The organism is Actinosynnema sp. NPDC049800 (genome assembly GCF_040656635.1).
GTDB lineage: Bacteria > Actinomycetota > Actinomycetes > Mycobacteriales > Pseudonocardiaceae > Actinosynnema.
In genome coordinates this window covers 39,529-63,625 of the sequence record NZ_JBFAMT010000052.1, presented here as the reverse complement: position 1 = coordinate 63,625, position 24,097 = coordinate 39,529, and the positions used below count along the sequence as shown (strand labels likewise).

Here is a 24,097-nt window from a genome sequence, read left to right as displayed (position 1 = left end):
GTCAGACCTGTGCCGCCCGGTCGAGGTCGGCGCTGGTGCGCGCCTCCTGCTCGGTGTACGCCTGGCCGGTCTTCGCGACCTCCGCGGCGAACGCCGACAACCCCGCCGACGCGGCGGCCACACCGTCCACTTGGGCCTGTGCCGCTCGCTGGAACGCCGCGCCGAGGCCGACCTCGTCGCCGATCTTGCCGAAGCTGCCCGCGGCCAACGACGTCGTGCCCGCCAACGTGGACGTGCCGACCGCGCCGACCTCGCTCGCCAGACCCGCCGCCGTGCTGCCGTACGCCGACAGCGCCGCGGTGTCGACGCCGAAACCCCGTTCCACCCTCGTCCCCCTTTTGGTGCCGTGCGAGCGCGATCCTGCCCCATCCGCCGGCGGGTTGTGCGGCGTTCGGCGAGATCCTGCCCCGATGAGCGGTACCACGGGCGGTGTCGTCACCTGATCATGTGTGTGTGGGTGTTTTGCGCCATTGGGAACGGATTGTGGCGTGGCTCGACCACCACGCCCCCTTGACCGGATCGGCGTTCGTGCCCCCTGAGGACAGCGCCGCGGTCGAGGCGTTGGCGGTCGCGAGCGGCCTCGAGCCGCCCGCCGACCTGCGCGCGTGGTGGGCGGTGTGCGGTGGCACCGCCGATTTGGCGTTCGCGGAGGTGCTGCCGCCGTTCTACACACCGCTCGGTCCGTCCAACGCGTTGCGCTCGTGGCGGTTGAAGGAGCGGTTCTGGCCCGCGGACCTCGCCACCGAGGCGGGCACGCCGACGACCGGGTTCCACCCGATGTGGCTGCCGATCGCGTTCGACGGGTGCGGTGACGCGTTGGCGGTCGACCTGCGGCCGGGCGTGCTGTCGGGGTGCGTGGTCGAGTGGGACCGCGAGGCGGGCGAGATGCTCAAACCGGAGTGGACGAGCCTGGACGAGATGCTGGACCAGGTCGCGACGGCCCTGGAGCACCGCGGCCGGCTCGGGCACTGCGAGCCGTTGGTGACGACGGACGGCCGGCTGGGCTGGTTCACGAACTAGTGGTCGTCGGTATTGGGCGTCGAACTCGGGGGTCCCGGGAGTCCGATCCGCGCGGGTGATCACCCTGGCGGGTGAAACGCGAGCGTGCCGGCGTGCCGAGTCCGGGTAGTTGCCCTTGGCTGCTCGGTGGGGTGGCGGATCGACCTCACCGGGAGCCGGACATGCAGATCAGTCGCGTTGGCGCGGTCGGCGCCGCGGTCGTCGTCGCCGTTGTCGCGATCGCCTGGGCGCCCAGCGCCGAGCCGAGGCTCCTGGCCGAGGTGAACCCCCTGCGGCCGGTCGCGCCGGGTGACGTGTACGCCGACCCGAGCCACGGGTTCCTCGTGCTGGTCGAGGGCGACGCCGGGCTGTACGAGAACGAGACCGAGGGGCCGGTGGCGGTCGGCGGCGACGTCCGGTTCCGGCAGTACAACGCGGGGCTCAACCACGCGGGCACCTACGTCCTGCCCGGTGACACCCGACCGACCAGCTTCGTGGTCGGCGGCGCGATCGACTTCGCCGGGAGCACCGGCACGCTCAGCGTGCTCAACAACTCCTACGCCAAGATCGGCGACCTGAGCGGAGCGGACGTGATCCCGTCCGGCGGCGTGACGTGGGTCGTGCCCGACGGCGCCGGTCCGGGCACCACACCGGGCGTCTCGATCCAGACCTCGGAGCCCGCCGAGTCGGTCGGCGGCGCGAGCGGGTTCGACTTCGCTTCGCTGTTCACGACGTACCGGAGCCTCAACGCGGAGATGTTCGCCTGCCCGTCCACCGTGACGCTGACCGACCAGAACGGCCAGGGCCCGTGGAACGGCACCGACCCGAACGCGACGATCGGCCTGCAGCCGGGCCAGAACGTGCTGACCCTGACGCCGGAGCAGCTCAGCGCGCTGGACAACATCAACCCGCGCAACGGCTACCTGCAACCCGGCGACGACGCGTGGTTGATCATCAACGTCGACGTGTCCGGCGACTACACCTTCGACCCGCCGAACGTGAGCTGGCAGGGCAACGAGCCGTCGCAGCACGTGCTGTGGAACTTCACCACGTCCGGGACGATCACGCTGCCGCCGAGCTCGCCCACGGTCTGGGGCACGATCTACGCGCCGAACGCCACCCTGGTCGACCTGAGCCCGTCCAACATCGAGGGCGCGGTGGTGGTCAAGTCGCTCGTGCACGGCGGTGAGACCAGCGGCAGCGGCGGCGAGATCCACTACGCGCCGTTCGACGACATCGTCACCACCTGCCGCACCAGCCCAACCACGACCACCACCACCACAACGACCACGACCACCACCACAACGACCACCACCGCCACCAGCTCCAGCACTACAGGCGTGACGACCACCGTTGTCACGACCGGCACCACGACCGGCGGCGCGACCAGCGCGACCACGAGCCACCCGGCGGCCGTCCTCCCGGAGGACGACCACCACCTGGCCGACACCGGCACGTCCGTGCGCGGCCTGCTGGTGCTCGGCGGCGCGCTGCTCCTGTCCGGCGCGACCGCGCTGGGCCTGACCAGGCGGCGCGACCGGCGGAGCTGACCCACCCCAGCGCGCCCACCGCCGCCGCGATCTCCGGTAGAATGAGTAGTCGCAGCTCAGAGCACTCGCTGGAGGTGGCATGGCGGACGTCCACGACGTGGCCGCGGCCGTGCTCGACGGCACCGGGCCCGAGTCGCCGATGAAGTTGCAGAAGCTCCTCTACTACGCCCAGGCGTGGTACCTGGCCGAGCACGGCGAACCCCTGTTCGACGCCCGGATCGAGGCGTGGCGGCGAGGTCCCGTGGTGCCCGACGTCTACTACCGCCACCAGGGCCAGTCCGAGGTCTGCGCGTGGGAAGAGGGCGATCCGCACCGGCTCACCGACCGTGAACGCGCCGTCGTCGGTTCGGTGGTCGAGCGGTACGCGCACTTCAGCAGGCACGAGTTGAGCGACATGGCGCACGACGAGGAGCCGTGGCGCGCCGCGCGCGGCGACTTGGCCGAGTCCGAGCCGAGCAGCGCACCCCTCTCGCACGAGGTGATGGCCCGCTACTTCCGCCGGTTGACCAGCGGTGGCGAGGAGGCGATCGCCGAGGCCGTCGGCAGCGCCCGGCTGGAGGGCCTGGACGTGCCGGACGACGTGGTGGCCACGATGCGCGCCGTCGCGGCCGGCGAGCTGACCGCGGACGAGGCGATCGCCAGGGAGATCGAGGCGCTGCGCCGGTAGTGGACGACGACCCCTACCTGGACCCCGCGTCCGGGGTGCTGCGCAACAACCTGGGCCTGACCGACCCGATCGAGTGCGATTTCGCCGAGACGCGCCTGAGCACGATGCGCGTCGAGCAGCTCGCGCTGGCGCCCCTGCCCGGCCTGTACGACCTCGCCCACCTGCGTGCCTTCCACCGCCGCATCTTCGGCGACTTCTACCCGTGGGCCGGTGAGCTCCGGCGGGTCAACATCGGCAAGTCCTCCTTGTTCGCCGCCTGGCGGCAGATCGAGCCGTACGCGATCGGCGTGTTCGACGACCTGAAGAAGGAGCGCTACCTGCGCGGCCTGCCGCGCGAGGCGTTCCTGGACCGGTTCACGCACTACTTCGCCGAGGTCAACGCCGTGCACCCGTTCCGGGAGGGCAACGGGCGCGCGCAGCGGGCGTTCTTCCGCCAGCTGGCGCGGGAGGCGGGCTGGCGGGTCGCGGTGCACACGCTGGACCGGGTCGCGTTCACCGCCGCGTGCGAGCAGAGTCTGACCAGTTCGAACGACTCGTTGCGCGACCTGTTCGACACGGTGCTCAGCGTCGCGTGATGTGACCCAGCTCACACTGGGTCGAGAACCTTTTCCGCGAGCGGGGCGTCTTGCCGGGTGTGAACGAGGAGCAGTTGGTGCGCGCGGTGGCCCGTGGCGACCGCGCGGCCTTCGAGGAGCTCTACCGCCGCACGTCGCCGTGGCTGGCCGTGCGCCTGCGCCGCCGGTGCGCCGACGAGCAGGTCGTGGCCGAGGTCATGCAGGAGACGTACCTCGCGGTGTGGCGGGCGGCGGGGTCGTTCGCGGGCGCGGCGGTCGACGGCACGGCGGTCGGCTGGCTCTGGACGATCGCGGCACGGCGGCTGGTGGACGCGTTCCGCCGGCGTGCGCACCAGGCCCGGCCGCTGCCGGTGGCCGAGACCGCGGCCGCGCCCGCCGCCGAGGACGAGGTGCTGGCGGGCGCGCTGGGCGACGACGTGGGCGGCGCGCTGCGCGACCTGGCGCCGGAGCTGCGGCAGGTGTTGCAGGCGATGGTGCTGGACGGGCTGACCGTGCGCGAGACCGCGGTGCTGCTCGGGGTGCCCGAGGGCACCGTGAAGACCCGCGCCCGGCGGGCCCGGATCGCGATGCGGGAGGCGCTGTCATGAACGAGCACCCGAGTGCCGACTCGATCGCCCGCTACGCGGGCGGTGACGACCTGCCCGCCGACGTGCTGTGGGCGGTCGAGGCGCACCTGGAGACGTGCCAGACGTGCCGGCTGCGCCTGGCCGACGTGGCTCCGCCGCAGGTCACGGCGTTGACCGAGACCGTGTGGGCCGGGTTGGAGCCCGCCGGGCCGCCCGCCCACCGACGGCACCGGCTCGCGCGGTGGGCCACGCCGTCGTTGCTGCCGTGGCTGGCCATGACGGCGTTCGTGGTGCTGGCGGCGTTGTCGCTGGACGGGCTGCCCGGTCCCTCGGCGTCGTCCGCGGTCCTGCTGATCGCGCCGATCGTGCCCGTGCTCGGCGTGGCCGCGGCGTGGTCCCGGGGGATGGACCCGGCCTACGAACTGGTCGTCTCCACGCCACGGGCCGGGCTGCAGCTGGTGTTGCGCCGCACGTTCGCGGTGCTCGTGGCCGTGCTGCCGGCGTTGCTCCTCGGCGGGTGGCTGGCCGGCGCGTCGCCCGCGTACTGGCTGCTGCCGTGCCTCGGCGTCACCGCGGTGACGCTCGCGCTCGGCGGCGTGATCGGGATGCGCCGGGCCGCCGTGGCCGCCGCGTGCGCGTGGGCGGTGCTGGTGGTCGGTCCGGCGGTGGTCGTCGGCGGTGTGCCCGGTGTGCTCGCGCCGGGCGCGGCGCCGGTGTGGGCGGCGGTGCTCGTCGGGGGCGCCGCCGCCGTGTTCTTCAGGTCCGCGGCCTACGCGCGGCTGTGACGGAGGGAGGGCTCGTGGCACGTGTGGTGAGCGCGGCGGAAGTCGCGCCGACGGGGTACGCCTGGCAGGTCGAGGCGAGGGGTCTGCGCGTGCGCGCCGGCCGGACGATGGCGGTGGACGGGCTGGACCTGCGGCTCGGCCGCGGTGTGCACGGGCTGCTCGGGCCGAACGGCGCGGGCAAGACCACGCTGATCCGGTCGCTGGCGACCGTGCTGCGGCCCGTGTCGGGGACGTTGGAGGTGTTGGGCACGTCGGTGTCCGGGCGGCTGGACCTGCGCCGGGTGCGCCGCGCGCTCGGCTACCTGCCGCAGGACTTCGGGTACTACAAGCGGTTCACGGTGCGGGAGTTCGTCGAGTACATGGCGTGGCTCAAGGAGATGCCGAAGCGGGACGTCCCCGGCGCGGTGCAGCGGGCCGTCGAACGGGTCGGGCTGGCCGACCGCGCGGACGACCGGCTGAAGACGCTGTCCGGCGGCATGGTGCGGCGGGCGGGCATCGCGCAGGCGATCGTGAACGACCCCGAGGTGCTGCTGCTCGACGAGCCGACCGCCGGGCTGGACCCCGGCCAACGGGTCCGGTTCCGGGAGTTGTTGCAGGAGTTGGGTTCCGACTCGTGCGTGGTCGTGTCGACGCATCTGGTCGAGGACGTCGCGGCGGCGTGCACGGACGTGGTGCTGGTCTCCGCGGGCAAGCTGGTCTTCCAGGGCACGCCCGCCGAACTGGCGGCGGCCGGCGGGCCGGACGACGTCGGCGACAGCCCGATCGAGCGCGGCTACTCGGCGCTGCTGGGCGGTGCGTGGTGAGGATCCTCGGGATCGAGGTGAAGCGCAGCACGGCGTTGGTGCTCGGCGCGCTGATCGCGGTGGTCATGGTCGGCATGCTGTTCTGGGGGCCGTCGACCAAGAGCAGCACCGCGTGGAACCGGCAGTGGACGACGTTGGCCGAGTGGATCCGGTTCATGCTGGCGTTCTCGTGGCCGTTGGCGCTCGGCGCGGGCGCGTTGCAGGGCCTGCGCGACCGGCGGTCGGGGGTGGAGGAGCTGTTCGGCTCCACGCCGCGGCCGCGTGCCCAGCGGGTCGGGTCCACGCTCGGGGCGGTGGCGGTCGGGGTCGTCGTGGCGTACGCGGTGGTGTTCGCGGTCGGCGCGGTGCAGGTGGTGTCGGCGACGGACTACTTCCACTGGGGCTGGCTGCCGGCCGCCCTGGTCGGCGCGCTGGCGCTGGTCGGCGTGGCGTGGCTGGGCGTGGGTCTGGGCCGGCTGGTGCCGTCGCCGTTGACGCCGCCGGTGCTGGCGGTCGCCGGGTTGGCGTTGACGTCGCTGGGGGTGGGCCGGCCGGGGGACGGTCTGCCGTGGACCGCGTTGCTGCCGACGCTGCCGTTCCCGAGGTCGGTGTTCGCGGCGGTGCCCGGTCCGGTGAGCGCGGTGCAGGCGGTGTGGTTCGTCGGGATCGCGCTGACCGGGTTCCTGCTGGTGGCGCTGCGCCGGCGGTGGCTGGGCGCGCTGCCGGTGCTGGTCGCGGCGGCGGTCGCGGTGCCGTTGCTGCCCGCGACGGCGGAGGAGGCCGTCAAGGCCGATCCGGTGGCCGCGGAGCTGATCTGCGTCGAGCAGCTGTGCCTGACGCGGGCGCACGAGCACGAACGGGCGGCGTTGACGGGGCCGGCGCGGGAGGTGCTGCGGTTGATGGCGAAGCTGCCGTCGCCGCCCACGTCAGTGCGGGAGGTCGGGCTGGAGGAGCGCGGGGAGCGGGACCTGCGCCTGCCGGAGTCGACCGACGCGGTGTGGGTCGACCTGGACGAGTTCACCTACTTCCGCCGCACACCGCTCACGGCGGACCAGGTGACGACTTACTGGTTGGCCGGCGCCGGGACGCGCACCTGCTACGGCGATCACATCCCGAGGACGGTGACGCGCGAGGTCGCGGCCCGCACGGTGATGACGGGGTGGCTGACGGGCCGCCTGGAACCGCTGCCCGTGTACCGGCTGTGGTTGGGCGAGGAGACCGACGGGCTGGTCGCCGACGCCTGGGAGCACCTGCGCGCCCTGCCGGAGCCCGAGCAGGCGGCCCGCGTCCAGGCGGCGCGCGAGGTGCAGGCGGCCTGCTCCGGCGACCCGCTGACCACCCTCACGGGCGGTGCCCTGTGACGCGGTGGCTGGTCCTGCACGCCCGGTCCCGGTTGGTGCCGGCGTCGGCGGCGGCCGTGGTGGGCGGGGTGGTCGGGCTCGTCGCGCTCGCCCCGCCGCACGGCAGCCCGCAGTTGGCCGCGTTCGGCGCGGCCATCGGGGTCGCCGCGGTCGCGACCGGCTTGGGCTCGCACGACCTGGAGCTCGACCGCACGGCCGCGTTCGGCTGGCCGCCCCGCCGGGCCGCGCACCTGCTGCTCGGCGGCACGTTCGTCCTCGCGCTGCTGCTCGTGGCCGGCCGCGTCGCCGACCCCATCGCCACCGACGCGTTCCTGCTACGCGACGTGGTCGGCCTCGGCGGCCTGGTGGCACTGGGCGCGCTACTGTTCGGCCCCCGTGCCGCCTGGGCGCTGCCGGTCGGCTGGACCGGCGTCACGCTCGTCGTCCCGCGCGGCGACGAGCACTGGCTCAGCCGCCTGCTGACCTGGCCGGTGCAACCGCCCGGCACCACCTCGGCCACCGTCACCGCGGTCGTGCTCGGCTGCACCGGCCTGCTCGCCTACAGCTGGTTCGGCTGCCGCCGCTGACCGGCTCAGACGCCGATCGGGTGCCAGACCGTCTTCAGCTCCAGGAACGCCCGCAGCCGGGCCAGGTCCGGCTCGCGGGTGAAGTCCTCCGACGGGCGCGCGCGCAGCACGCGCTTCACCGTCCCCGCCGCCGCGCGCTCCAGGTCCGCCCGCGTCGACTCCGGGGCGCCGGTCAGGTCCAGGGCGTTCACGTCCGCGTGCGACGCCAGCCAGGGCGCGATCTCCGCCGTCCGCCCGGTCAGCACGTTCACCACACCGCCGGGCAGGTCGGACGTCGCCAGCACCTCCGCCAACGTCACCGCGGGCAGCGGCCGGTCCTGCGAGGTCACGACCACCGCCGCGTTGCCGGTCGCGATCACCGGCGCCACCACGCTGATCAACCCCAGCAGCGACGACTGCTGCGGCGCGAGCACCGCCACCACGCCCGTCGGCTCCGGCACGGAGAACGAGAAGTACGGCCCGGCCACCGGGTTCGACGCGCCGAGCACCGTGGCGACCTTGTCGGTCCACCCCGCGTACCAGACCCACCGGTCGATGGCCGCGTCCACCAGCGACTGCGCCTTCTTCACCGCGACGCCCTCGCCGGCGGCGACCTCGGCGGCGAACTGCTCCCGCCTGCCCTCCAGCACCTCGGCCACCCGGAACAGCACCTGCCCGCGGTTGTACGCCGTCGCGCCCGACCAGCCGGGGAACGCCTTGCGCGCCGCCGCGACCGCGTCCCGGGCGTCCTTGCGAGAGCCCTGCGCCGCGTTGGCCAGGAACGCGCCCTTCGCGTCGACGACCGGGTAGGACCGGCCGGACTCCGAGCGGGGGAACGCGCCGCCGATGTAGAGCTTGTACGTCTTCGCGACGGCGAGCCGGTTTTCGGCCTTGCCGAGGGAAATCCGGTTCTCAGACATCGAGGTAGGCCTCCAGCCCGGTGCGGCCGCCTTCGCGGCCGAAGCCCGACTCCTGGTAGCCGCCGAACGGGGCGGTCGGGTCGAAGCGGTTGAACGTGTTGGCCCACACCACGCCGGCGCGCATCTTCTGCGCCGCCCACAGGATGCGCGACCCCTTCTCGGTCCAGATGCCGGCCGACAGCCCGTACGGCGTGTTGTTCGCCTTGGCCACGGCCTCGTCCGGCGTGCGGAACGTCAGCACCGACAGCACCGGGCCGAAGATCTCCTCGCGCGCGATCCGCATCGCCTGCGACACGTTGGAGAACACCGTCGGCGCGAAGTAGAAACCCTTGTCCGGCAACGGGCACGCGGACGTCCACCGCTGCGCGCCCTCGGCGTCGCCCGTCTCGACCAGCTCCTGGATCTTCGTCAGCTGCTCGCGCGAGTTGATCGCGCCGACGTCGGTGTTCTTGTCCAACGGGTCGCCGACGCGCAGCGTGGACACCCGGGCGTGCAGCTTCTCCAGCAGCTCGTCGGCCACGGACTCCTGCACCAGCAGCCGCGAACCCGCGCAGCACACGTGACCCTGGTTGAAGAAGATGCCGTTGACGATGCCCTCGACCGCCTGGTCCAGCGGCGCGTCGTCGAACACGATGTTCGCCGCCTTGCCGCCCAGCTCCAGGGTGAGCTTGCGGCCGGTGCCGGCCAGCTGCCGCTGGATGATCTTGCCGACCTCGGTCGACCCGGTGAACGCGACCTTGTCCACGTCCGGGTGCGACACGAGGGCCGCGCCGACGTCGCCCGCGCCGGCGAGGATGTTCACCACGCCGGGTGGCAGGTCGGCCTGCTGGATGATCTCCGCCAGCACCAGCGCGCTCAGCGGCGTCGTCTCGGCGGGCTTGATCACCACCGTGTTGCCGGTCGCCAGCGCGGGCGCGATCTTCCACGCCGCCATCAGCAGCGGGAAGTTCCACGGGATGACCTGGCCCGCCACGCCGAGCGGGCGCGGGTCGGGGCCGAGGCCCGCGTAGCCGAGCTTGTCCGCCCAGCCCGCGTGGTAGAAGAAGTGCGCGGCGGCCGTCGGCACGTCCACGTCACGTGATTCCTTGATGGGCTTGCCGTTGTCCAACGACTCCAGCACCGCCAGCTCCCGCGACCGCTCCTGGATCAGGCGGGCGATGCGGAAGATGTACTTGGCGCGCTCGGAGCCGGGCATCCTGCCCCAGACCCGCTCGTAGGCGCGGCGCGCGGCCTTCACGGCCTTGTCGACGTCGGCGGGCCCGGCCGTGGAGACCTCGGCCAGCACCTCCTCCGTGCCGGGGTTGACGGTCTTCAGCGGCTCACCGGAGCCCTCGACGAACTGGCCGTCGACGAACATCCGGTAGTTCGGCTTGAGGTTCGCGATGTCCCGTGATTCGGGCGCGGGCGCGTATTCCCACATGTCAGTCCACCGTCACGTAATCGGGGCCGCTGTAGTGGCCGGCCAACTGGGTGCGCCGCTGCATCAGCAGGTCGTTGAGCAGCGTGGAGGCACCGAAGCGGAACAGGGTCGGGGTCAGCCACTCCGGTCCCGCGACCTCGTGCACCGCGACCAGGTACTTGATCGCGTCCTTGGTCGTGCGGATGCCGCCGGCCGGCTTCACGCCCCTGAGCTCGCCCGTCTGGGCGTGCCAGTCGCGGACGGCTTGCAGCATCACGTGCGTGACGGGCAGCGTCGCGGCGGGGGACACCTTGCCGGTGGACGTCTTGATGAAGTCGCCGCCCGCGAGCAGGCCGAGCCACGACGCCCGGCGCACGTTGTCGTAGGTCGCGAGTTCGCCGGTCTCCAGGATCACCTTGAGGTGCGCGTCCCCGCAGGCGTGCTTGACCTGCACGATCTCGTCGAACACCTGCCCGTACCGGCCGGACAGGAACGCGCCCCGGTCGATCACCATGTCGATCTCGGTGGCGCCCGCGTCGACGGCGTAGGCGGTGTCCTCCAGCTTCACCTTCAGGCTCGACCGGCCGGACGGGAACGCGGTCGCGACGCTGGCGACGTCGATCCCCGTGCCCCGGAGCTCCTCGACGGCCGTCTCCACCATGTCCGGGTACACGCAGACGGCGGCGACCTTCGGCACGTCCGGGTTGTCCGGGTCGGGCCGCCGGGCCTTCGCCGCGAGCGACCGCACCTTGCCGGGGGTGTCCGCGCCTTCGAGCGTGGTCAGGTCGACCATGCCGATGGCGGTGTCGATGGCCCACATCTTGGCGGCCTTCTTGATGCTGCGGGTGCCCAGACCGGCCGCGCGCTGTTCGACGCCGACCTGGTCCACACCGGGCAGTCCGTGCAGGAACCGGCGCAGCGACGCGTCGTCGCGGACGGCGTCCGCGAGCGCCGGGGGCAGCGACGGCGATGTCGATGGAGCAGCCATGTCGCCGAGTCTAGGCGGAATGGGACGGGCGTCCTAAGTGAGCGGCTTCGGGCAGGTCAGAGGGGTTGTGCGGGACGTGCGGCGGGTGCCTGGCGCGGGTTGCGGACGGCCGTCGGGCCGACTTCGGGCTCACCGGCTCGGTCCGCCCTCGGGGCCGCTCCCGGACCAGGGGCCGTCCCGCTTGCTCAGCCGACGTGAAGCGGCTTCGTGACCTCGTCCTCGACGGCCCACCCGCGCCGGTCCAGCGGCTTGGTCACCTCGTCCGCGGGCGCCAGGTCGGGCGGCGCCAGGTCGGGCGCGTGCTGGGCCGCCGTGCCGGCGCGCTTGAGCTTCTGCCACGGCAGCCGCGCGCCGGCCAGCGCGGTGATCAACGACTGGATCACCACGAGGTACATCAGCTGCCGGTAGACGACCGGTTGCAGGGCCACCGCCCACAGCGGGCGCAGGCTCTCGCGGTCCAGGCGGAACGCGATCACCGCGGGCACGAGCTGCAGCACCAGGAACCCCAGCCACGCCGCCGCGCCGCGCACCGGGTCGGTGAACAGGCTGAGCACCGCGAACACGTCGATCACGGGCGCCAGCACCGGCAGCACGACCTGGTACAGCGCCAGGTACGGCAGCCCGCGCCGGCCCAGCCGACCGCCGAGCCCGCGCTCGCGCACCGCGCCCCGGTGCTTCCACATCGCCTGCAACGTCCCGTAGCACCACCGGTAGCGCTGGCGCCACAGCTGGCCCAGCGCCGCGGGCGCCTCGGTCCACGCCCGGGCGGTCTCGCGGTACGTCACGGCCCACCCGGCGCGCTCCAACGCCATCGTCAGGTCGGTGTCCTCGGCCAGCGTGTCCTCCGGCACCCCGCCGACCTGCCGCAACGCGCTGAGCCGGAACCCGCCGACCGCGCCCGGCACGGTCGGCATGCACTCCATCACGTCGTACATCCGCCGGTCGAGGTTGAAGCCGATCACGTACTCGATGTGCTGCCACCGCCCGAGCAGCCCGCCCCGGTTGCCGACCTTCGCGTTGCCCGACACCGCGCCGACGCCCGGATCGGCGAACGGCTGCACCAGCTCGGCCACGGTGTCCGGCTCCAGCACCGTGTCGCCGTCCACCATCACCACCAGCTCGGTCCGGCAGTGCCGCAGACCGGTGTTCAACGCCGCCGCCTTGCCCGCGTTCGCCTGCCGGATCAACGTCACCCCGGGCAGGTCCAACGCGCGCACGACCTCGCTGGTGCGGTCCGTGGAGCCGTCGTCCACCACGATGACCCGCACGTCGGTCGTGGCGGCGAGGATCGAGCGCAGGGTCGCCTCGATGCCCGCTTCCTCGTTGTACGCGGGCACCAGCACCGTCACCGGTTGCCGGGGCAGCCGCCGTGCGTGACGCCCGATGTTGCGCGCACGGCGCGCGTGGACGCCGGTCGTGCCCAACAACAACAGCGCCCGCAGCAACGCCAGCACGCTCGACACCACGACCAGCCACGTCATCACCGAGGTCGTCGCCGCGGCGGCGCGCACGGCCAGCGACACGGCCGTCCCCTCCGCCTGCTCGACGAAGCTCGCCGACCGGGCGATCGGCACGCCCAACGCGTCGCTCGCCGTGCGGAACTGGCGCCCCTCCGCGCGCAGCTTCGGGATGACCTGCTCCAGCGCCGCCACCGTCTGCGACCGGTCACCGCCGCCGTCGTGCGCCAGCACCACCGCGCCGCGCCCGTCGGTCGGCGTGGCGGCGGCGACGATCGCGTCCACGCCCGGGTTGCGCCAGTCCTCCGTGTCGTGGGTGGACAGCAGCACCAGGTGCCCCGAACCCACCATCCGCTCGACGGCGGCCAGGTCCTCGTCGTCCAGCGCGTCGGCGCTCGCGGAGTACGGCGGCCGCACGAGCGTGCTCGCCCGACCCGTCGCCGCGGCCACCACGAGCTGCGTCTGACCCAGCTCCACCGCCGTGCGCGCCTCGCCGACCGTGCCGAGGTCGACGTGCGTGAACGTGTGCAGCCCCACCTCGTGACCCTCGTCGGCCATCCGCTCGACCAGGTCCGGGTACCGGGCCGCGGCGACGCCCGTGACGAAGAACGTCGCCTTGACGTCGTTGCGCCGCAACACGTCCAGCACCTGCGGCGTCCAGCGCGGGTCCGGCCCGTCGTCGAACGTCAGCACCACCGCGCCGTCCGGCACCGCGCGCGACGTCAGCCCGTTGCCGTCCGTGCCGATCAGCGGGCCGCCCGTGCGCACGGACTCGGGCACGCGATCCGCCGGACCGGCCGTCGGCGCCTCGCCCTGACCCACCCGCTGCACCACCAGGAGGTCCAGCAGCAGGAAACCGAGCACCACCACCAGCGTCAGCGCCAACAACAGCCAGTGCGCGCGCGGTGACGGCAGGTGCGCGCGCATCAGCCCCTGCCGACGGACGTCGGCCGGTTCGAGGCGCCGGGCGGAGGTTCGGTGCGACGACCCTGCGTCTTCGTCGTCGTGGTCGTCGTCGGTTCGGCCGCCGTCGTCCTCGGCACGTCCGCGACCGTCGTCCCGGTCGTGACGCGCACCGGTGGCTCGGTGGTGGTCGGCACGGCCGTGGTCGTGGCGACGACGGCCGGCGCCTCCTCCTCCGGCACGGGGAGCAGCGACGACGGGTTCACCGGGCCGCCCGCCAGCGCCACGGCGAGCAGCGTCAGGTAGGCGAGCACGCACGCCACGGCGGCGCCGATGACGATGCGCAGGACCCACCGGCGGCGGCCGGACGGGTCGACGAACACAGGGCTGGACATTCGCGGCTTCGCAGGAGGGGGCGGCGGGCGGGGACGACGAAGGGTAACGCCCCCCGTTGCCCGCGACTAGCCCTCCAGCTCGCCGTGGTTGCGGCCCTTGAGTTTCTTCTTCTTCGGGTTCTTCGGGCGCCGCACCTCGACCGCGCCCATCATCGCGAACCCGGTGATCTTCACGACCGGTCCGCCGGGGATCGTCGGCGCGCCCTTGTGCGTGGCGTCCTCGAACGCGCCCATGAAGCCGATGCCGGTCACGTGGACGGTGACGTCCTCCGGCACGATGATCTCCACGGCGCCCATGAGCGCGTAGGCGTTGATCGTCGTCTCGCCCTGCGCGAAGCGGGCCCGGGTCAGGTCCAGCTCGACTCCGCCCATGACGGCCACCGCCGTGTGCGTCGGGGGCACGACCCACTCGCCGCGGCGTTCCACGCCGGACCAGAACGCGACCGAGACCGTGGTGCCGGGCGTGCCGCCGATGCGCGACGCGGGGGCGTTGTGCGGCATCGGCACGGGCATGACGGACGGCGCGGGCACGCCGAGGTCGGCGGTCAGCGGCACCAGGTCGCCGTAGGTCTTGGCCGAGTACAGGGCCGCCAGGCGTTCGTCCAGCTCGTGCAGGTCCAGCCGGCCCTCGCCGTGCGCCTGCTGGAGCACTTGGGCGACCTTCTCGCGGTCGGCGTCCGAGGCACGCATCTGACGGGGATCCGGCACCAACTCGTCGCTCACCCGGGTGAGTCTAGGAGGGTGGTCGTCGGTTTGGTCAGTTTCCCGTCGCGACGAGGACCAGCTCACCGGATTCCGGTTCGAGGAAGGCCGACGCGTGCCACCGCTCGTGGTCGAACGCCGCGTCCAGCGCGTCCCCGGTCAGGTACGGCCCGTCCGGCAGTTCCGCGCGCATGCCGTCGACCACGTCGGGCGTCCTGCCCTCGGCGGTCGGCGCGTACGCGGTCATCAGCCGTTCGGCCGCGGCCGGGTCGAGCGCGACCACCGCGTCGATCCAGTAGGTGGACGGTCCGGGCACGTCGGCGCGCCCGAACGTGCCGGACATCCACCGCGCCCCGCCCGCCGCCTGGAGCACCGGGAAGCGCGTGACGAGTGGCTGGAGGTCGGTCCTCAACTCACCGGTTCCCGACTTCGCCGCCGGTTGCGCCTGCCCTTCGCACCCGACCAGCACCACGGCCGCGACGAGCGCCACGACCCACTTCACCTCGCGAACGCCGACCAGTCGACCTTGCCGAAGAACAGGACCGGGCCGTCGGGGTTCTTGGAGTCGCGGACGGCGGTGCGGTCGGCGACGCGGGCGACCTCGACGCAGTTGGCCTGGCCACTGCTGCGGCTGCTCTTGCGCCAGTGCGCGTTGGTGAGGTCCATCGGGTGCGCTCCTCGCATCACGTCGACTTGCCGGCGAGCTCGGCCATCAGCCCGACCGACTTCTCGGGGGACAGCGCCAAGTCACGCAGCTTCTGCCAGGCAAGCGTAGCGTCGTTCAGGTAGCGCTCCTCCTCCAGGAAAGTGCTGGTGCTCCGGCTCTCCACGTAGACGAGTCCGGGCTGGTCGGCGAACTCCAGGCGAACGAACGGGCCTTCCAAGCCGGGGTGCGCCGCCGCCTCGAACGGCACTACCTGGATCAAGATGTTCGCCCGCCCGGTCAGCGCGGTGAGATGGCTCAGCTGGGCTCGCATCATGGCGGGATCGCCGAGGTGGCGGCGGAGTGCGCCCTCGTCGATCAGCAGGTGCACCTGCGCGCGCCCCAGCACGACCTGCCTGCCCATGCGCGTGGCCACGAGGGTGTTGACCTCCGCTTCCGACAACCCGTCGTGGGTGCCTCGGATGATGGCGCGGGCGTAGTCGGGGGTCTGGGCGAGACCTGGCACGAGGAGCGGCTCGTAGTTGTAGAGGGCCGTCGCTTCCGCCTCGAAGCCGATGAGGTCCTTCCAATTGCTGGGGAGCTTGCCGTGGATGGCGTGCCAGTTCCGGTGTTCTCCGGCGCGGACCAGGTCGACCAGTTCTTGCCGCAAGGCGGCCGGCGCGCGCAGGTAGCCGAGGATCGCGGCCACCTCGTCGGCGCGGAGCCCTCGCGTCCCCGTCTCCATCCGGCTGATCTTGCTCTCCGAGCAGCCGATCGCGCTTGCCACGTCGGCGCAGCTCAGGCCCCTGGCCAAGCGCAGCGCGCGCAGTTCCGTCGATACCCGCCGTTGTCGGACGGATGCCCCCTTGCGTGTCATGGCGCGACTGTTCCGCCTTGCCACGTGGGCAAGGAAGTCGTGTCACCCGAAGGGGAGCGTTGCGGGACCGCGTGGCAAGGGGCGACCGTTCCGGTGTGGAGAAGACCTGGGAGATCACGGGCGTGACCGGCACCTGGAAGATGACCGTGGCCCTCGACCCCGAGGACACCGACCTACCGCCGGCGCCCGAGAGTGCCGAACCGGATTTCGAAGGGCTGGTCGAGCACTTCCGCACGCTCGTCGACCTGAGCGACGCGCACCGGCGACTGGATCAGCTCGGCTGACGCACCGGCAGCCCGGCGGCGCGGTAGATCTCGTCCACGACGCGCAGCGTGGCCACCGCGTCGTCCGCCGTCGTGGGGAACGGCTTGCCGTGCAGCACAGCGTCCGCGAACGCCTCCAACTGGTACTCGTAGGACGGCCGCCGGTCGAAGCGCTCGACTCGTCGGTGCCCGTTCAGCTTGACGACGAGCCGGTGGCCGAACTGCGGCGCGAACGGGTTGAACACGCGCAGCTCGCCGTTGGCGCCCAAGACCTTCGCCGACAGCCTCAGCAACGACCGCGACCACATCGACGTCACCACGGTCCCGGTGTGCCCGGCCGGGAACTTCAACTCCGCCCGCATCGCCCGGTCGACGCCGTCACCCTTGAGCAGGGCCCGCGCCGACTTCACCTCCGGCTCGGCGCCGCCCAGGTGCCGCACCAGGTTCACCGGGTAGCACCCGGCGTCCATCAACGCCCCACCGGCCAGCTCCAACGAGTACCGGATGTCGCCGAACCTCGGCAGCGGGAAGCACATCCGCGCCTCCACGTGCCGCAGTTCGCCCAACTCCGCGACCACGTCCGGCAACCGCAGCGCCAACGGGTGGTACCGGTAGTGGAACGCCTCCATCACCACGAGCCCGCTCGCCCTCGCCGCCTCCGCGACGGCCGCCGCCTCGTCCGCGTTGGCCGCGAACGGCTTCTCGCACAGCACGTGCTTCCCGGCCGCCAACGCCGCCGTCGTCCACTTCCCGTGCAACCCGTTGGGCAGCGGGACGTAGACGGCGTCCACGTTCGGGTCGTCCAACAACTCCTCGTAGCTCCCGTGGACGCGAGGAACCCCGTGCCGGTCGGCGAAGTGCTGCGCCCGCCCGACGTCGCGCGCCGCCACCGCCGACACCTCGACCGACGCCACCGACCGCCCCGGTCTCACCAACGCCGCCGGCACGATCCGCGCCGCACCCAGAACCCCGATCCGCACGTGGTCGGCCATGTCAGGACGTTACCCCCGGCAGCGGCTCGTCAACCCCGAGCCGGTTGATCCCCGGGTAGTACGCGTCCAGCTCACCGACCTCGAACCGCACCTGCTTCACCGCCCACCACAACCGGTCGCCGACGTCGCCGAAGGCCTGGTAGGACCCGTCGGGCAGCACGACCGCCGACCCGCCGACACCGTGCACCAGCACCGCCCGCTCCGCACCGGTCGCGGCGTCCCAGATCCGCGCCGTGCCGTCGTCGGCCGTGGTGGCGACCCGCTGCCCGTCCGGCGAGAACGCCACGCCGCGCACGTCGCCGGTGTGGCCGGTCAACGTCACCAGGTGCTCACCGGTCGCGCGCCAGACCCGTGCCGTCCCGTCCGTGGACGCCGTGGCGACCCGTTGGCTGTCGCGGGAGAACGCCACGTCCCAAACCCCGCCGTCGTGCCCCAGCTCGGCCACCTGCTTCCCGCCGAGACCCCAGACGCGCGCGGTGCCGTCGGCGGACGCGGTGGCGATCCGGTGGCCGTCGGGCGAGAACGCCGCGCCCAACACGCCGCCGGTGTGCCCCGCCAGCTCCACCCTGCCCAACCTGTGCAGATCCCAGAGGTACGCGAGGCCGTCCTGGTGCGCGGTGGCGAAGTGGCCACCGGCCGGGTGCACCGCCACGGCGTTGATCGGCGCGCCCTTGTGCTCGATCCGGGTGACGCGAACCTGGTCGGGCAGGTTCCAGCACGTCACGACGTTGGCCGCGGACGCGGCGACCAGCCGGCGGCCACCGTTGGACAGGGCCAGCGCGGTGACCACCCCGTCGACGCGGATCACGCCCTCGCCGGCACCGGTGATCTGGATGCCCGAGGGGATCGCGACCGCCATCGTCGTGCCCGTCGGCGAGTACGCCGCGACCCGTCTGAGCCCGGGCTCGCCCCGGAAATCGCTCCGAACCGCGCCCGTCCGCAGGTCCCACACGCGGACTCTCCCGTCCACGGACGTGGTGAGCAGCGACCGGCCGTCCGGCGAGTACGACGGGGAACCGACCGGGTTCTGGTCGTCGCACAACCACTGCGACTGCTTGTCGTCCGCGGTGTGGGCGGAGGCCAAGCCGTCGTCGGTGGTCAACGCGAAGCGCGTGCCATCGCCGATCGGCGTGACGCGCGTTATCCGACCCGGCAGCGACGAGGTCGTCACGTGGGCTCCGTCGGTGGTGAGGACGGAGTACTGGGAGCCCTGCGTGAGAACGAGCCGACGCTCGTCCAGGAACACCATCCCGTCGACGCGGCTCAGGTAACTGGGGATGATGGCCAGCCTGCCGCCGGAACGCGCGTCCACGATCGTCACCTCCTGCAGCGCGCCGTGGGCGACCGTCGTGCCGCCGGGCGAGACGGCCAACCTGACGCCGGCCCCCGGTGCGAACGCCATGACCACCTCCAGGTCGTCCGTGCGCCGCACCTCCACCTCGTGGTCCGACCTCGTGACGATCACGCTCCCGTCGGCCGACGCGACGAGGTCGTGGTGCAACCGCGGCAGTTCGCGCACGACCTCCCCGGACCTCGCGTCCCACAACCGGATCGCGCCGTGGCGGCCCCTGGTGACGAAGCGATCACCTCCGGCCACGAAGTAGCCGTGCCCGACCTGGTCCTGCCGCAGTCGGACGACCGGTTCGCCGGTCTCCGCGTCCCACATGTACGCCCCGCCGTCCGCTTCGAGCGTGGCGATCAGGCGGCCGTCCTGGGCGTAGGCGACGTCGACGACCGGGTGCGCGCGTCGGCGCCAGACCCGCACCGGCCGGTTGGCGCCCAGGTGCCGCAGCTCCACCACGTGCCGGTGCGCCACGGCGGCCAGCTCGCCGTCCGGTGAGAACGCCACCGCCGCCACGTCCGCCCCGAGCGGCGCGAGCATCGGCGTCGCCGGGTCGCGCCCGCTCACCGCCGCCTCCGCCGGCGCCGGTCCGGCCACACCCAGCAGGGCGGCCCGGCGCCACCGGCTGCCTGTGAGCACGGCGCCCGTCAGGTCACCGCCGATCAGCCGCACGCCGGTCAGGTTCGCGCCGGTCAGGTTCGTCCCCGCGAAGTCCTTGCCGTGCAACCGCTGCCCCGACAGGTCGGCGCCGCTCAGGTCGGCGCCACGCAGGTCCAGGTCGCCGAAGTCGAACGCGCGCAGGTCCGTGCCGGCCAACGACAGGTGGACCCGCGCCTCCAGCCGCCTCGCCACCTCGGTCGCGTTGTGCTTGGCCGCCTCCGGCGCGTCGACGTCGGCCAACACCCCGCGCGCCCAGCTCAACGCGGCCTCGTGACCGGCCAGGTCGCACAGGAAGTCGACCATGAGCCGGGACATCTTCCGGTTGACGATCTCCGTGCCGGGCAGCTCGTCCGCCGCCACCTTCGCCACCAGCCACTCCATCACCGACTGGTGTACGAACGCGAACCCGCCCGCCTCCGTCCGCACCAGCAGCGACCCAGAACCGACGGCGTGCGCGGCCTGGTCGATCGAGTACCCGCGCTCGGTCAGCCGGGTCAACGTGCGCACCACGGTGTCTTCCAGGTCCGCCGTGTCGATGGTCGTCGCCGTGGTCTGCCACAGCCGCAACGCCAGCGCCGTGCACGCCGACAGCCGCTCCGCCCCGTCGAACGACGGCGTCCCGTGCCGGTGCCGCTGCCGGTCCACCTCCTGCACCAGCCAGAAGTCCACCAGCTCCCGGTACAGCTCGGCCGCGCTGATCCGGCCGTGCTGCCGGCGCACCTGGTGCAGCCGCTCGTCGTCCAGGTCGGCGATGAACGACAGCATCCTCGGGTTCCGGGACAGGCCCAGCAGGTCGTTGATCGCGCCCAACAGCTCGAACCGCGCCGCCGCACGGGCCGCGTCACCGTCGTAGTGCCTGGTCAGGAAGTCGCGGATCTGGTCGTCGGTGAAGTCCTCCAGCACCGCGACCCGGCTCGCGGTCAACGCCGACACCCGCCGGCCGAGCGCGTTCAGCACCTGGTCGGTGGACTGGAAGTGCTGGCTGCGGCTCGTCAGCACGACCTTCGCCCGGTCGGTCACGGCCTGCAGCAGCGTGGACAGGTAGTCGGCCGCGTTGTCGTACCCGACGCGCAGCTCGAGCTCGTCGAACCCGTCGAACAGCAGCGCCAGCCGACCGCTGCTGATCATGTACCGCAGCTTGGCCACCTCGACCGCGTCCACGCCCTCGCGCACGAGGTGCTGCGCCAGCAGCTCGTCCAGCGTCGGACCCTTCTCCAGGCTGCGCAGCTCCACCAGCACGGGCAGCAGGCCGGGGTGCTCGGCGGGCAGGGCGCGGGTCAGCTGCCGCAGCAGGAACGACTTGCCGCGCCCGAAGTCGCCGAGCACCACCACGAACCGGGCCACGTCCTCGCCGAGCCAAGCGAGCACCCGTCGCAGCAGGTCGTCGCCACCTTCCTCGGACCCGGCCAGGACGAACCGCTGCGGCACGTACAGGTCGGCGGGGTAGACGCGGTCACCGGCCAGCCGCCGGGTCTGCCGCTGCGCCAACGGCCGCAGGTCCAGCAGTCCCTGGTACTCCACGAAGCTGCGCAGCCGCACGCCGCGCCGTCGTGCCATGACCACCAGCCCGGCCTCGGCGGGCGCTCCGCTGTAGACCAGCTCGGACGGCACCGCCGGGTCGGCCGCGGCGAAGGAGGCGTGCACTTGCTCGACGAACGCGTCCACCACGGCGGCGGTCAGCTCGGCGACCACGCCGACCGGCCACTGCTCGAAACCGCCGCCGGGACGGGGCTTCGACACCCGGATGTAGTTCTCCTCGGCACGCGGCGTCACGGTCGCCGCGGGGTGTGCCACGCGGGTCGCTTCCAGCACGCGGTCGAAGAAGGTGTCCACGCCCCTGGCCGACCGCACAGGTGCCGCGGTCCACTCAGCGCCGCGGACGGGCGCCGCGACGAGCGACCAGGTGGCGGGCTCGTCGCGGAGGCTCGTGAGCGGGAGGTCGACGTCCACCGGGACCTGCGCCGGTCCCTGGACCGCGCTCAGCCGCCTGGCGGTCGCGTTGCGGTGATCCCGCAGGAGCTCGCCGAACCGCTCGACCTGCCGTTGGCCCAGGCCGAGGCCGTCGTCCTCGTGGGTGACCGGGATGGTCGAGTTGAGGCCGGCGACCACGAGCTCCAGCTCGGGGTAGTCGAACAGGGTCCACGGCTCGTCGGGCGTGAAGCTGAACCGCGCGCCGTGGAACTCCTCGAACGCGGCGGCGAACGGTCCCCACTTCGGCCAGTAGGGCGGCTTCGGGGTCCGGCCCCACGCCTCCTCCTGCCGGAAGTACGCCTCGCACGCCAACAGGTTCACGTCCCGCGCCCCGGGCACGACGACCACCCGTTCGCGGGGCAGCTTCACCGCGTCGGCCAGTTCGGCCAGGAACCGGAAGCCGCGCTCGAACTCGTCCGGCCTGCCGTGCTCGGTCAGGTCGCCGGTGAACACCACCAGGTCGGGGCGCAGCTCGGCGAAGTCGCCCGGCGGCCAGACGTCGTGCCCGGAGCCGAACCGCGTGCCGGCCAGGTGCAGCACGCTCAGCTCGTCCGGCCCGCCGGGCAGCTCCTCGCGCAGCCGGTCGGCGGCGACGGCGTAGCTGTCCTGGGAGGCGGCCGTCGCGATGATGCCGACCACGCGGCCGGTGCGGTTGTCCCACACCGGGCTGCCGCTGTACCCGCGTTGCACGGCCAGGGCGGACTCGCTGTCCAGCTGCACCAGCCGTCCGCCGACCTGGCCGCGGACCACGGCACGCGTCCAGGAGCCGTCCGGCCGGTTCGCCGGGTAGCCGAACACGTCGACCGCGGTGCCGGGGGGCGGGGGTGCGGCGGCCAGGCGGGCGGGCGTGACGCCGGCGGGGAGGTCGAGGTCGAGCGTGGCGATGTCGTCGCCCAGGCGGCCTTCGCGCGGTGGTGGCGGCGCCCACGTGCGCACGCGTGCCGTCACCGGTTCGCCGTTCAACGCGGGGAAGTCGACCTCGACCGCCTCCGTCGGCCGGGTCGCCGAGCGCGGGTCGAGGCCCAGGGCGAGGTTGACCACGTGGGCGCACGTGACGACGTGACGGCCGAGCACGACCCCCGCCCCGACGGTCCGACCGGCCGCGCCGGTGAAGCGGACGACGGAGCTGGGTAACGAGCCGTCGGGCATCGGTTAGAGGTACCACATACTGTTCGACCATGGACGTCCTCGTTGTCGATCACCCACTTGCCAGGGCGCGGCTGACCACCATGCGCGACGCCCGCACGGACAACGCGGCGTTCCGCGCCGCGCTGCACGAGCTGACCGTGATGCTCGTGTACGAGGCCACGCGCGACCTGCCCGTGGCCGAGGAGCGGGTGCACACGCCCGTCGCCCGGACCACCGGCTACCGCCTGGCGAACCCGCCGCTGCTGGTGCCCGTGCTGCGGGCCGGTCTGGGCATGGCGGACCAGGCGCACAAGCTGATCCCGGACGCGCAGATGGGCTTCGTGGGCCTGGCGCGTGACGAGGAGACCCTCCAGCCGACGCCGTACATGGAGTCGCTGCCGGACTCGCTGGCCGGCCGTCCGGTCTTCGTGCTGGACCCGATGCTCGCCACGGGCGGCTCCATGGCGTACACGATCCGCCTGCTGACCGACCGCGGTGCCACCGACGTGACCGCGATCTGCGCCCTGGCCGCCCCCGAGGGCATCAAGCACCTCGAAGACGCCGCCCACCCGATCCGCCTGGTCACCGCCAGCATCGACGAACGCCTGAACGACTCGGGCTTCATCGTCCCCGGCCTGGGCGACGCCGGCGACCGCCAGTACGGCGCCGTCCACTGACCCGCGCGTCGAGCGCTCAGGTCCCGTGCGTCCTGAACGCGGGACCTGAGCGTTCGACTCGCGGTCAGGTCAGGTCGGTGGCGTGGTCGGCGGCCCAGGTGGCGAGGGTGCGGCCCCGGCGGCCCGTGACGGTGGTGAAGTCGGGGGTCACGGTGGCCGGTTCCTCGTTGTGCTGGGCCATGTAGCCGAGCAGGTACTCGGCGACGTCGTAGGGCAGGCCCTCGTCGCGGATCAGGGCGGCGCGGGCCTGGCCGTAGGTCAGCCGCTCGAAGCGGATCGGACGGCCCAGGCCGCGACCGATCGCCGCGGCCTGCTCCACGTGCGTCAGGGCCTCCGGCCCGCTCAACGTGTACGCCTTGCCCGCGTGCCCGTCGCGCAGCAACGCGTGCACCGCCACCTCGGCCACGTCGTCCTCGTGCACCGGCGCCCCGACCGACTCCGGGAACGGCGCCCGCACCACGTCCTCCTCCCGGATCGTCCGCGCCCAGATCAGCTTGTTCGCCATGAACTCGCCCGGCCGCACGTGCGTCCACTCCACGCCGGACGCCTCGATCACCCGCTCCACGTCGTGGTGCAGCTCGTAGCTCCCCGGCCGCCGCACGGTCACCGCGCTGCTCGACAGGAACACCACCCGCCGCAGGTCCGCCGCGCGCTCCAGGAACGCCCGCGCGTGCCCCGCCGCGTCCTCCGACTCGATCGCCGCCAGCAGGAACACCGCCGTCACGCCCGCCAACGGCAGCTCGCCCGGCCGCGTCAGATCACCTCCCACCACCTCCACGCCCGCGGGCAGCGCGGCCCGAGCCGGGTTCCGCGTCAACGCCCGCACCGGCACGCCCGCCTCCGCCAACTGCCGCACGACCGCGCCGCCGATCGTTCCGGTCGCGCCGGTGACCAGGATCGCCACAAGTCCTCCCCAGACCAGGTATTCAAACTTGAACAAGGCCCGAAGC

The 24,097-nt window shown here is 73.0% G+C and carries 24 protein-coding genes; 11 read left to right on the top strand and 13 right to left on the bottom strand.

All coding sequences use genetic code 11. The features are described from left to right. Nucleotide 1 precedes the first annotated feature (1 nt). Nucleotides 2–325: a hypothetical protein gene (locus AB0I91_RS36305; RefSeq protein ID WP_498780560.1), complete on the bottom strand. Its 324-nt coding sequence runs from the start codon at nt 323–325 to the stop codon at nt 2–4. A gap of 185 nt (nt 326–510) precedes the next feature. On the opposite strand from AB0I91_RS36305, the gene AB0I91_RS36300 reads away from it, so the two are divergent. From AB0I91_RS36300 to AB0I91_RS36260, 9 genes are all read left to right on the top strand, one after another. Next, nucleotides 511–1,020 carry an SMI1/KNR4 family protein gene (locus AB0I91_RS36300; protein ID WP_498780559.1) on the top strand — a complete coding sequence of 170 codons (510 nt, stop codon included), beginning with the start codon at nt 511–513 and terminating at the stop codon, nt 1,018–1,020. A 161-nt stretch (nt 1,021–1,181) separates the two neighbouring features. After that, nucleotides 1,182–2,549, top strand: a complete 1,368-nt coding sequence (locus AB0I91_RS36295) for a collagen-binding domain-containing protein (RefSeq protein ID WP_499640940.1) — start codon at nt 1,182–1,184, stop codon at nt 2,547–2,549. 79 nt (nt 2,550–2,628) lie between these two features. Continuing rightward, nucleotides 2,629–3,216 (top strand): type II toxin-antitoxin system antitoxin SocA domain-containing protein, encoded by a 588-nt coding sequence (locus tag AB0I91_RS36290; RefSeq protein ID WP_498780557.1) that lies wholly within the window; start codon nt 2,629–2,631, stop codon nt 3,214–3,216. Continuing rightward, on the top strand, nt 3,216–3,791 hold the full coding sequence (locus tag AB0I91_RS36285; RefSeq protein ID WP_499640938.1) for a Fic/DOC family protein: 576 nt from the start codon (nt 3,216–3,218) through the stop codon (nt 3,789–3,791). The genes AB0I91_RS36290 and AB0I91_RS36285 overlap by 1 nt, the downstream gene beginning before the upstream one ends. 59 nt (nt 3,792–3,850) lie before the next feature. Further along, complete coding sequence (locus AB0I91_RS36280) at nt 3,851–4,378, top strand: RNA polymerase sigma factor (RefSeq protein WP_230570390.1); 528 nt, start codon at nt 3,851–3,853, stop codon at nt 4,376–4,378. After that, entirely contained in the window at nt 4,375–5,142 is a 768-nt protein-coding gene (locus tag AB0I91_RS36275) for a zf-HC2 domain-containing protein (RefSeq protein WP_498780552.1), read from the top strand. Before AB0I91_RS36280 ends, AB0I91_RS36275 begins: the two co-directional genes overlap by 4 nt. 14 nt (nt 5,143–5,156) lie before the next feature. Then, entirely contained in the window at nt 5,157–5,945 is a 789-nt protein-coding gene (locus AB0I91_RS36270) for an ABC transporter ATP-binding protein (protein ID WP_498780550.1), read from the top strand. Further along, on the top strand, nt 5,942–7,285 hold the full coding sequence (locus AB0I91_RS36265) for a hypothetical protein (RefSeq protein WP_499640936.1): 1,344 nt from the start codon (nt 5,942–5,944) through the stop codon (nt 7,283–7,285). Before AB0I91_RS36270 ends, AB0I91_RS36265 begins: the two co-directional genes overlap by 4 nt. Beyond that, complete coding sequence (locus AB0I91_RS36260; RefSeq protein ID WP_498780547.1) at nt 7,282–7,851, top strand: hypothetical protein; 570 nt, start codon at nt 7,282–7,284, stop codon at nt 7,849–7,851. Before AB0I91_RS36265 ends, AB0I91_RS36260 begins: the two co-directional genes overlap by 4 nt. A 5-nt stretch (nt 7,852–7,856) precedes the next feature. Here the strand turns inward: AB0I91_RS36260 and AB0I91_RS36255 are convergent, their stop codons facing one another. The 9 genes from AB0I91_RS36255 to AB0I91_RS36215 form a co-directional block, all read right to left on the bottom strand. Beyond that, nucleotides 7,857–8,750, bottom strand: coding sequence for an aldehyde dehydrogenase family protein (locus tag AB0I91_RS36255; RefSeq protein ID WP_498780545.1), 894 nt, complete (start codon nt 8,748–8,750; stop codon nt 7,857–7,859). Beyond that, a complete protein-coding gene (locus AB0I91_RS36250) occupies nt 8,743–10,170 on the bottom strand; it encodes an aldehyde dehydrogenase family protein (protein ID WP_498780544.1) in 1,428 nt (475 codons plus the stop codon). The genes AB0I91_RS36255 and AB0I91_RS36250 overlap by 8 nt, the downstream gene beginning before the upstream one ends. A gap of 1 nt (nt 10,171) precedes the next feature. After that, complete coding sequence (deoC, locus tag AB0I91_RS36245; RefSeq protein ID WP_498780543.1) at nt 10,172–11,137, bottom strand: deoxyribose-phosphate aldolase; 966 nt, start codon at nt 11,135–11,137, stop codon at nt 10,172–10,174. Nucleotides 11,138–11,322: 185 nt separating this feature from the next. After that, nucleotides 11,323–13,521, bottom strand: coding sequence for a bifunctional polysaccharide deacetylase/glycosyltransferase family 2 protein (locus AB0I91_RS36240; RefSeq protein WP_499640934.1), 2,199 nt, complete (start codon nt 13,519–13,521; stop codon nt 11,323–11,325). Continuing rightward, a complete protein-coding gene (locus AB0I91_RS36235) occupies nt 13,521–13,892 on the bottom strand; it encodes a hypothetical protein (protein ID WP_498780541.1) in 372 nt (123 codons plus the stop codon). The genes AB0I91_RS36240 and AB0I91_RS36235 overlap by 1 nt, the downstream gene beginning before the upstream one ends. A 66-nt stretch (nt 13,893–13,958) precedes the next feature. Next, nucleotides 13,959–14,615, bottom strand: coding sequence for a DUF1707 SHOCT-like domain-containing protein (locus AB0I91_RS36230; protein WP_499616699.1), 657 nt, complete (start codon nt 14,613–14,615; stop codon nt 13,959–13,961). A 34-nt stretch (nt 14,616–14,649) separates the two neighbouring features. After that, nucleotides 14,650–15,084, bottom strand: a complete 435-nt coding sequence (locus AB0I91_RS36225; RefSeq protein WP_499640932.1) for a hypothetical protein — start codon at nt 15,082–15,084, stop codon at nt 14,650–14,652. Nucleotides 15,085–15,092: 8 nt separating this feature from the next. Then, nucleotides 15,093–15,260 (bottom strand): DUF397 domain-containing protein, encoded by a 168-nt coding sequence (locus AB0I91_RS36220; protein ID WP_498780537.1) that lies wholly within the window; start codon nt 15,258–15,260, stop codon nt 15,093–15,095. Between the two features lie 17 nt (nt 15,261–15,277). Then, a complete protein-coding gene (locus AB0I91_RS36215; RefSeq protein WP_498780535.1) occupies nt 15,278–16,114 on the bottom strand; it encodes a helix-turn-helix domain-containing protein in 837 nt (278 codons plus the stop codon). A gap of 95 nt (nt 16,115–16,209) precedes the next feature. On the opposite strand from AB0I91_RS36215, the gene AB0I91_RS36210 reads away from it, so the two are divergent. Next, on the top strand, nt 16,210–16,398 hold the full coding sequence (locus AB0I91_RS36210) for a hypothetical protein (protein ID WP_499640930.1): 189 nt from the start codon (nt 16,210–16,212) through the stop codon (nt 16,396–16,398). On the opposite strand, the gene AB0I91_RS36205 is transcribed toward AB0I91_RS36210, so the two are convergent. Further along, entirely contained in the window at nt 16,386–17,369 is a 984-nt protein-coding gene (locus AB0I91_RS36205; RefSeq protein WP_499640928.1) for a Gfo/Idh/MocA family protein, read from the bottom strand. The two genes, AB0I91_RS36210 and AB0I91_RS36205, sit on opposite strands and share 13 nt — an antisense overlap. Nucleotide 17,370: 1 nt before the next feature. After that, nucleotides 17,371–22,491, bottom strand: a complete 5,121-nt coding sequence (locus AB0I91_RS36200) for a pentapeptide repeat-containing protein (protein WP_499640925.1) — start codon at nt 22,489–22,491, stop codon at nt 17,371–17,373. Between the two features lie 29 nt (nt 22,492–22,520). On the opposite strand from AB0I91_RS36200, the gene upp reads away from it, so the two are divergent. Then, nucleotides 22,521–23,147: a uracil phosphoribosyltransferase gene (gene upp / locus AB0I91_RS36195; RefSeq protein WP_498780528.1), complete on the top strand. Its 627-nt coding sequence runs from the start codon at nt 22,521–22,523 to the stop codon at nt 23,145–23,147. Between the two features lie 64 nt (nt 23,148–23,211). On the opposite strand, the gene AB0I91_RS36190 is transcribed toward upp, so the two are convergent. Then, entirely contained in the window at nt 23,212–24,087 is an 876-nt protein-coding gene (locus AB0I91_RS36190; RefSeq protein ID WP_499640923.1) for an NAD(P)H-binding protein, read from the bottom strand. Nucleotides 24,088–24,097: the final 10 nt, after the last annotated feature.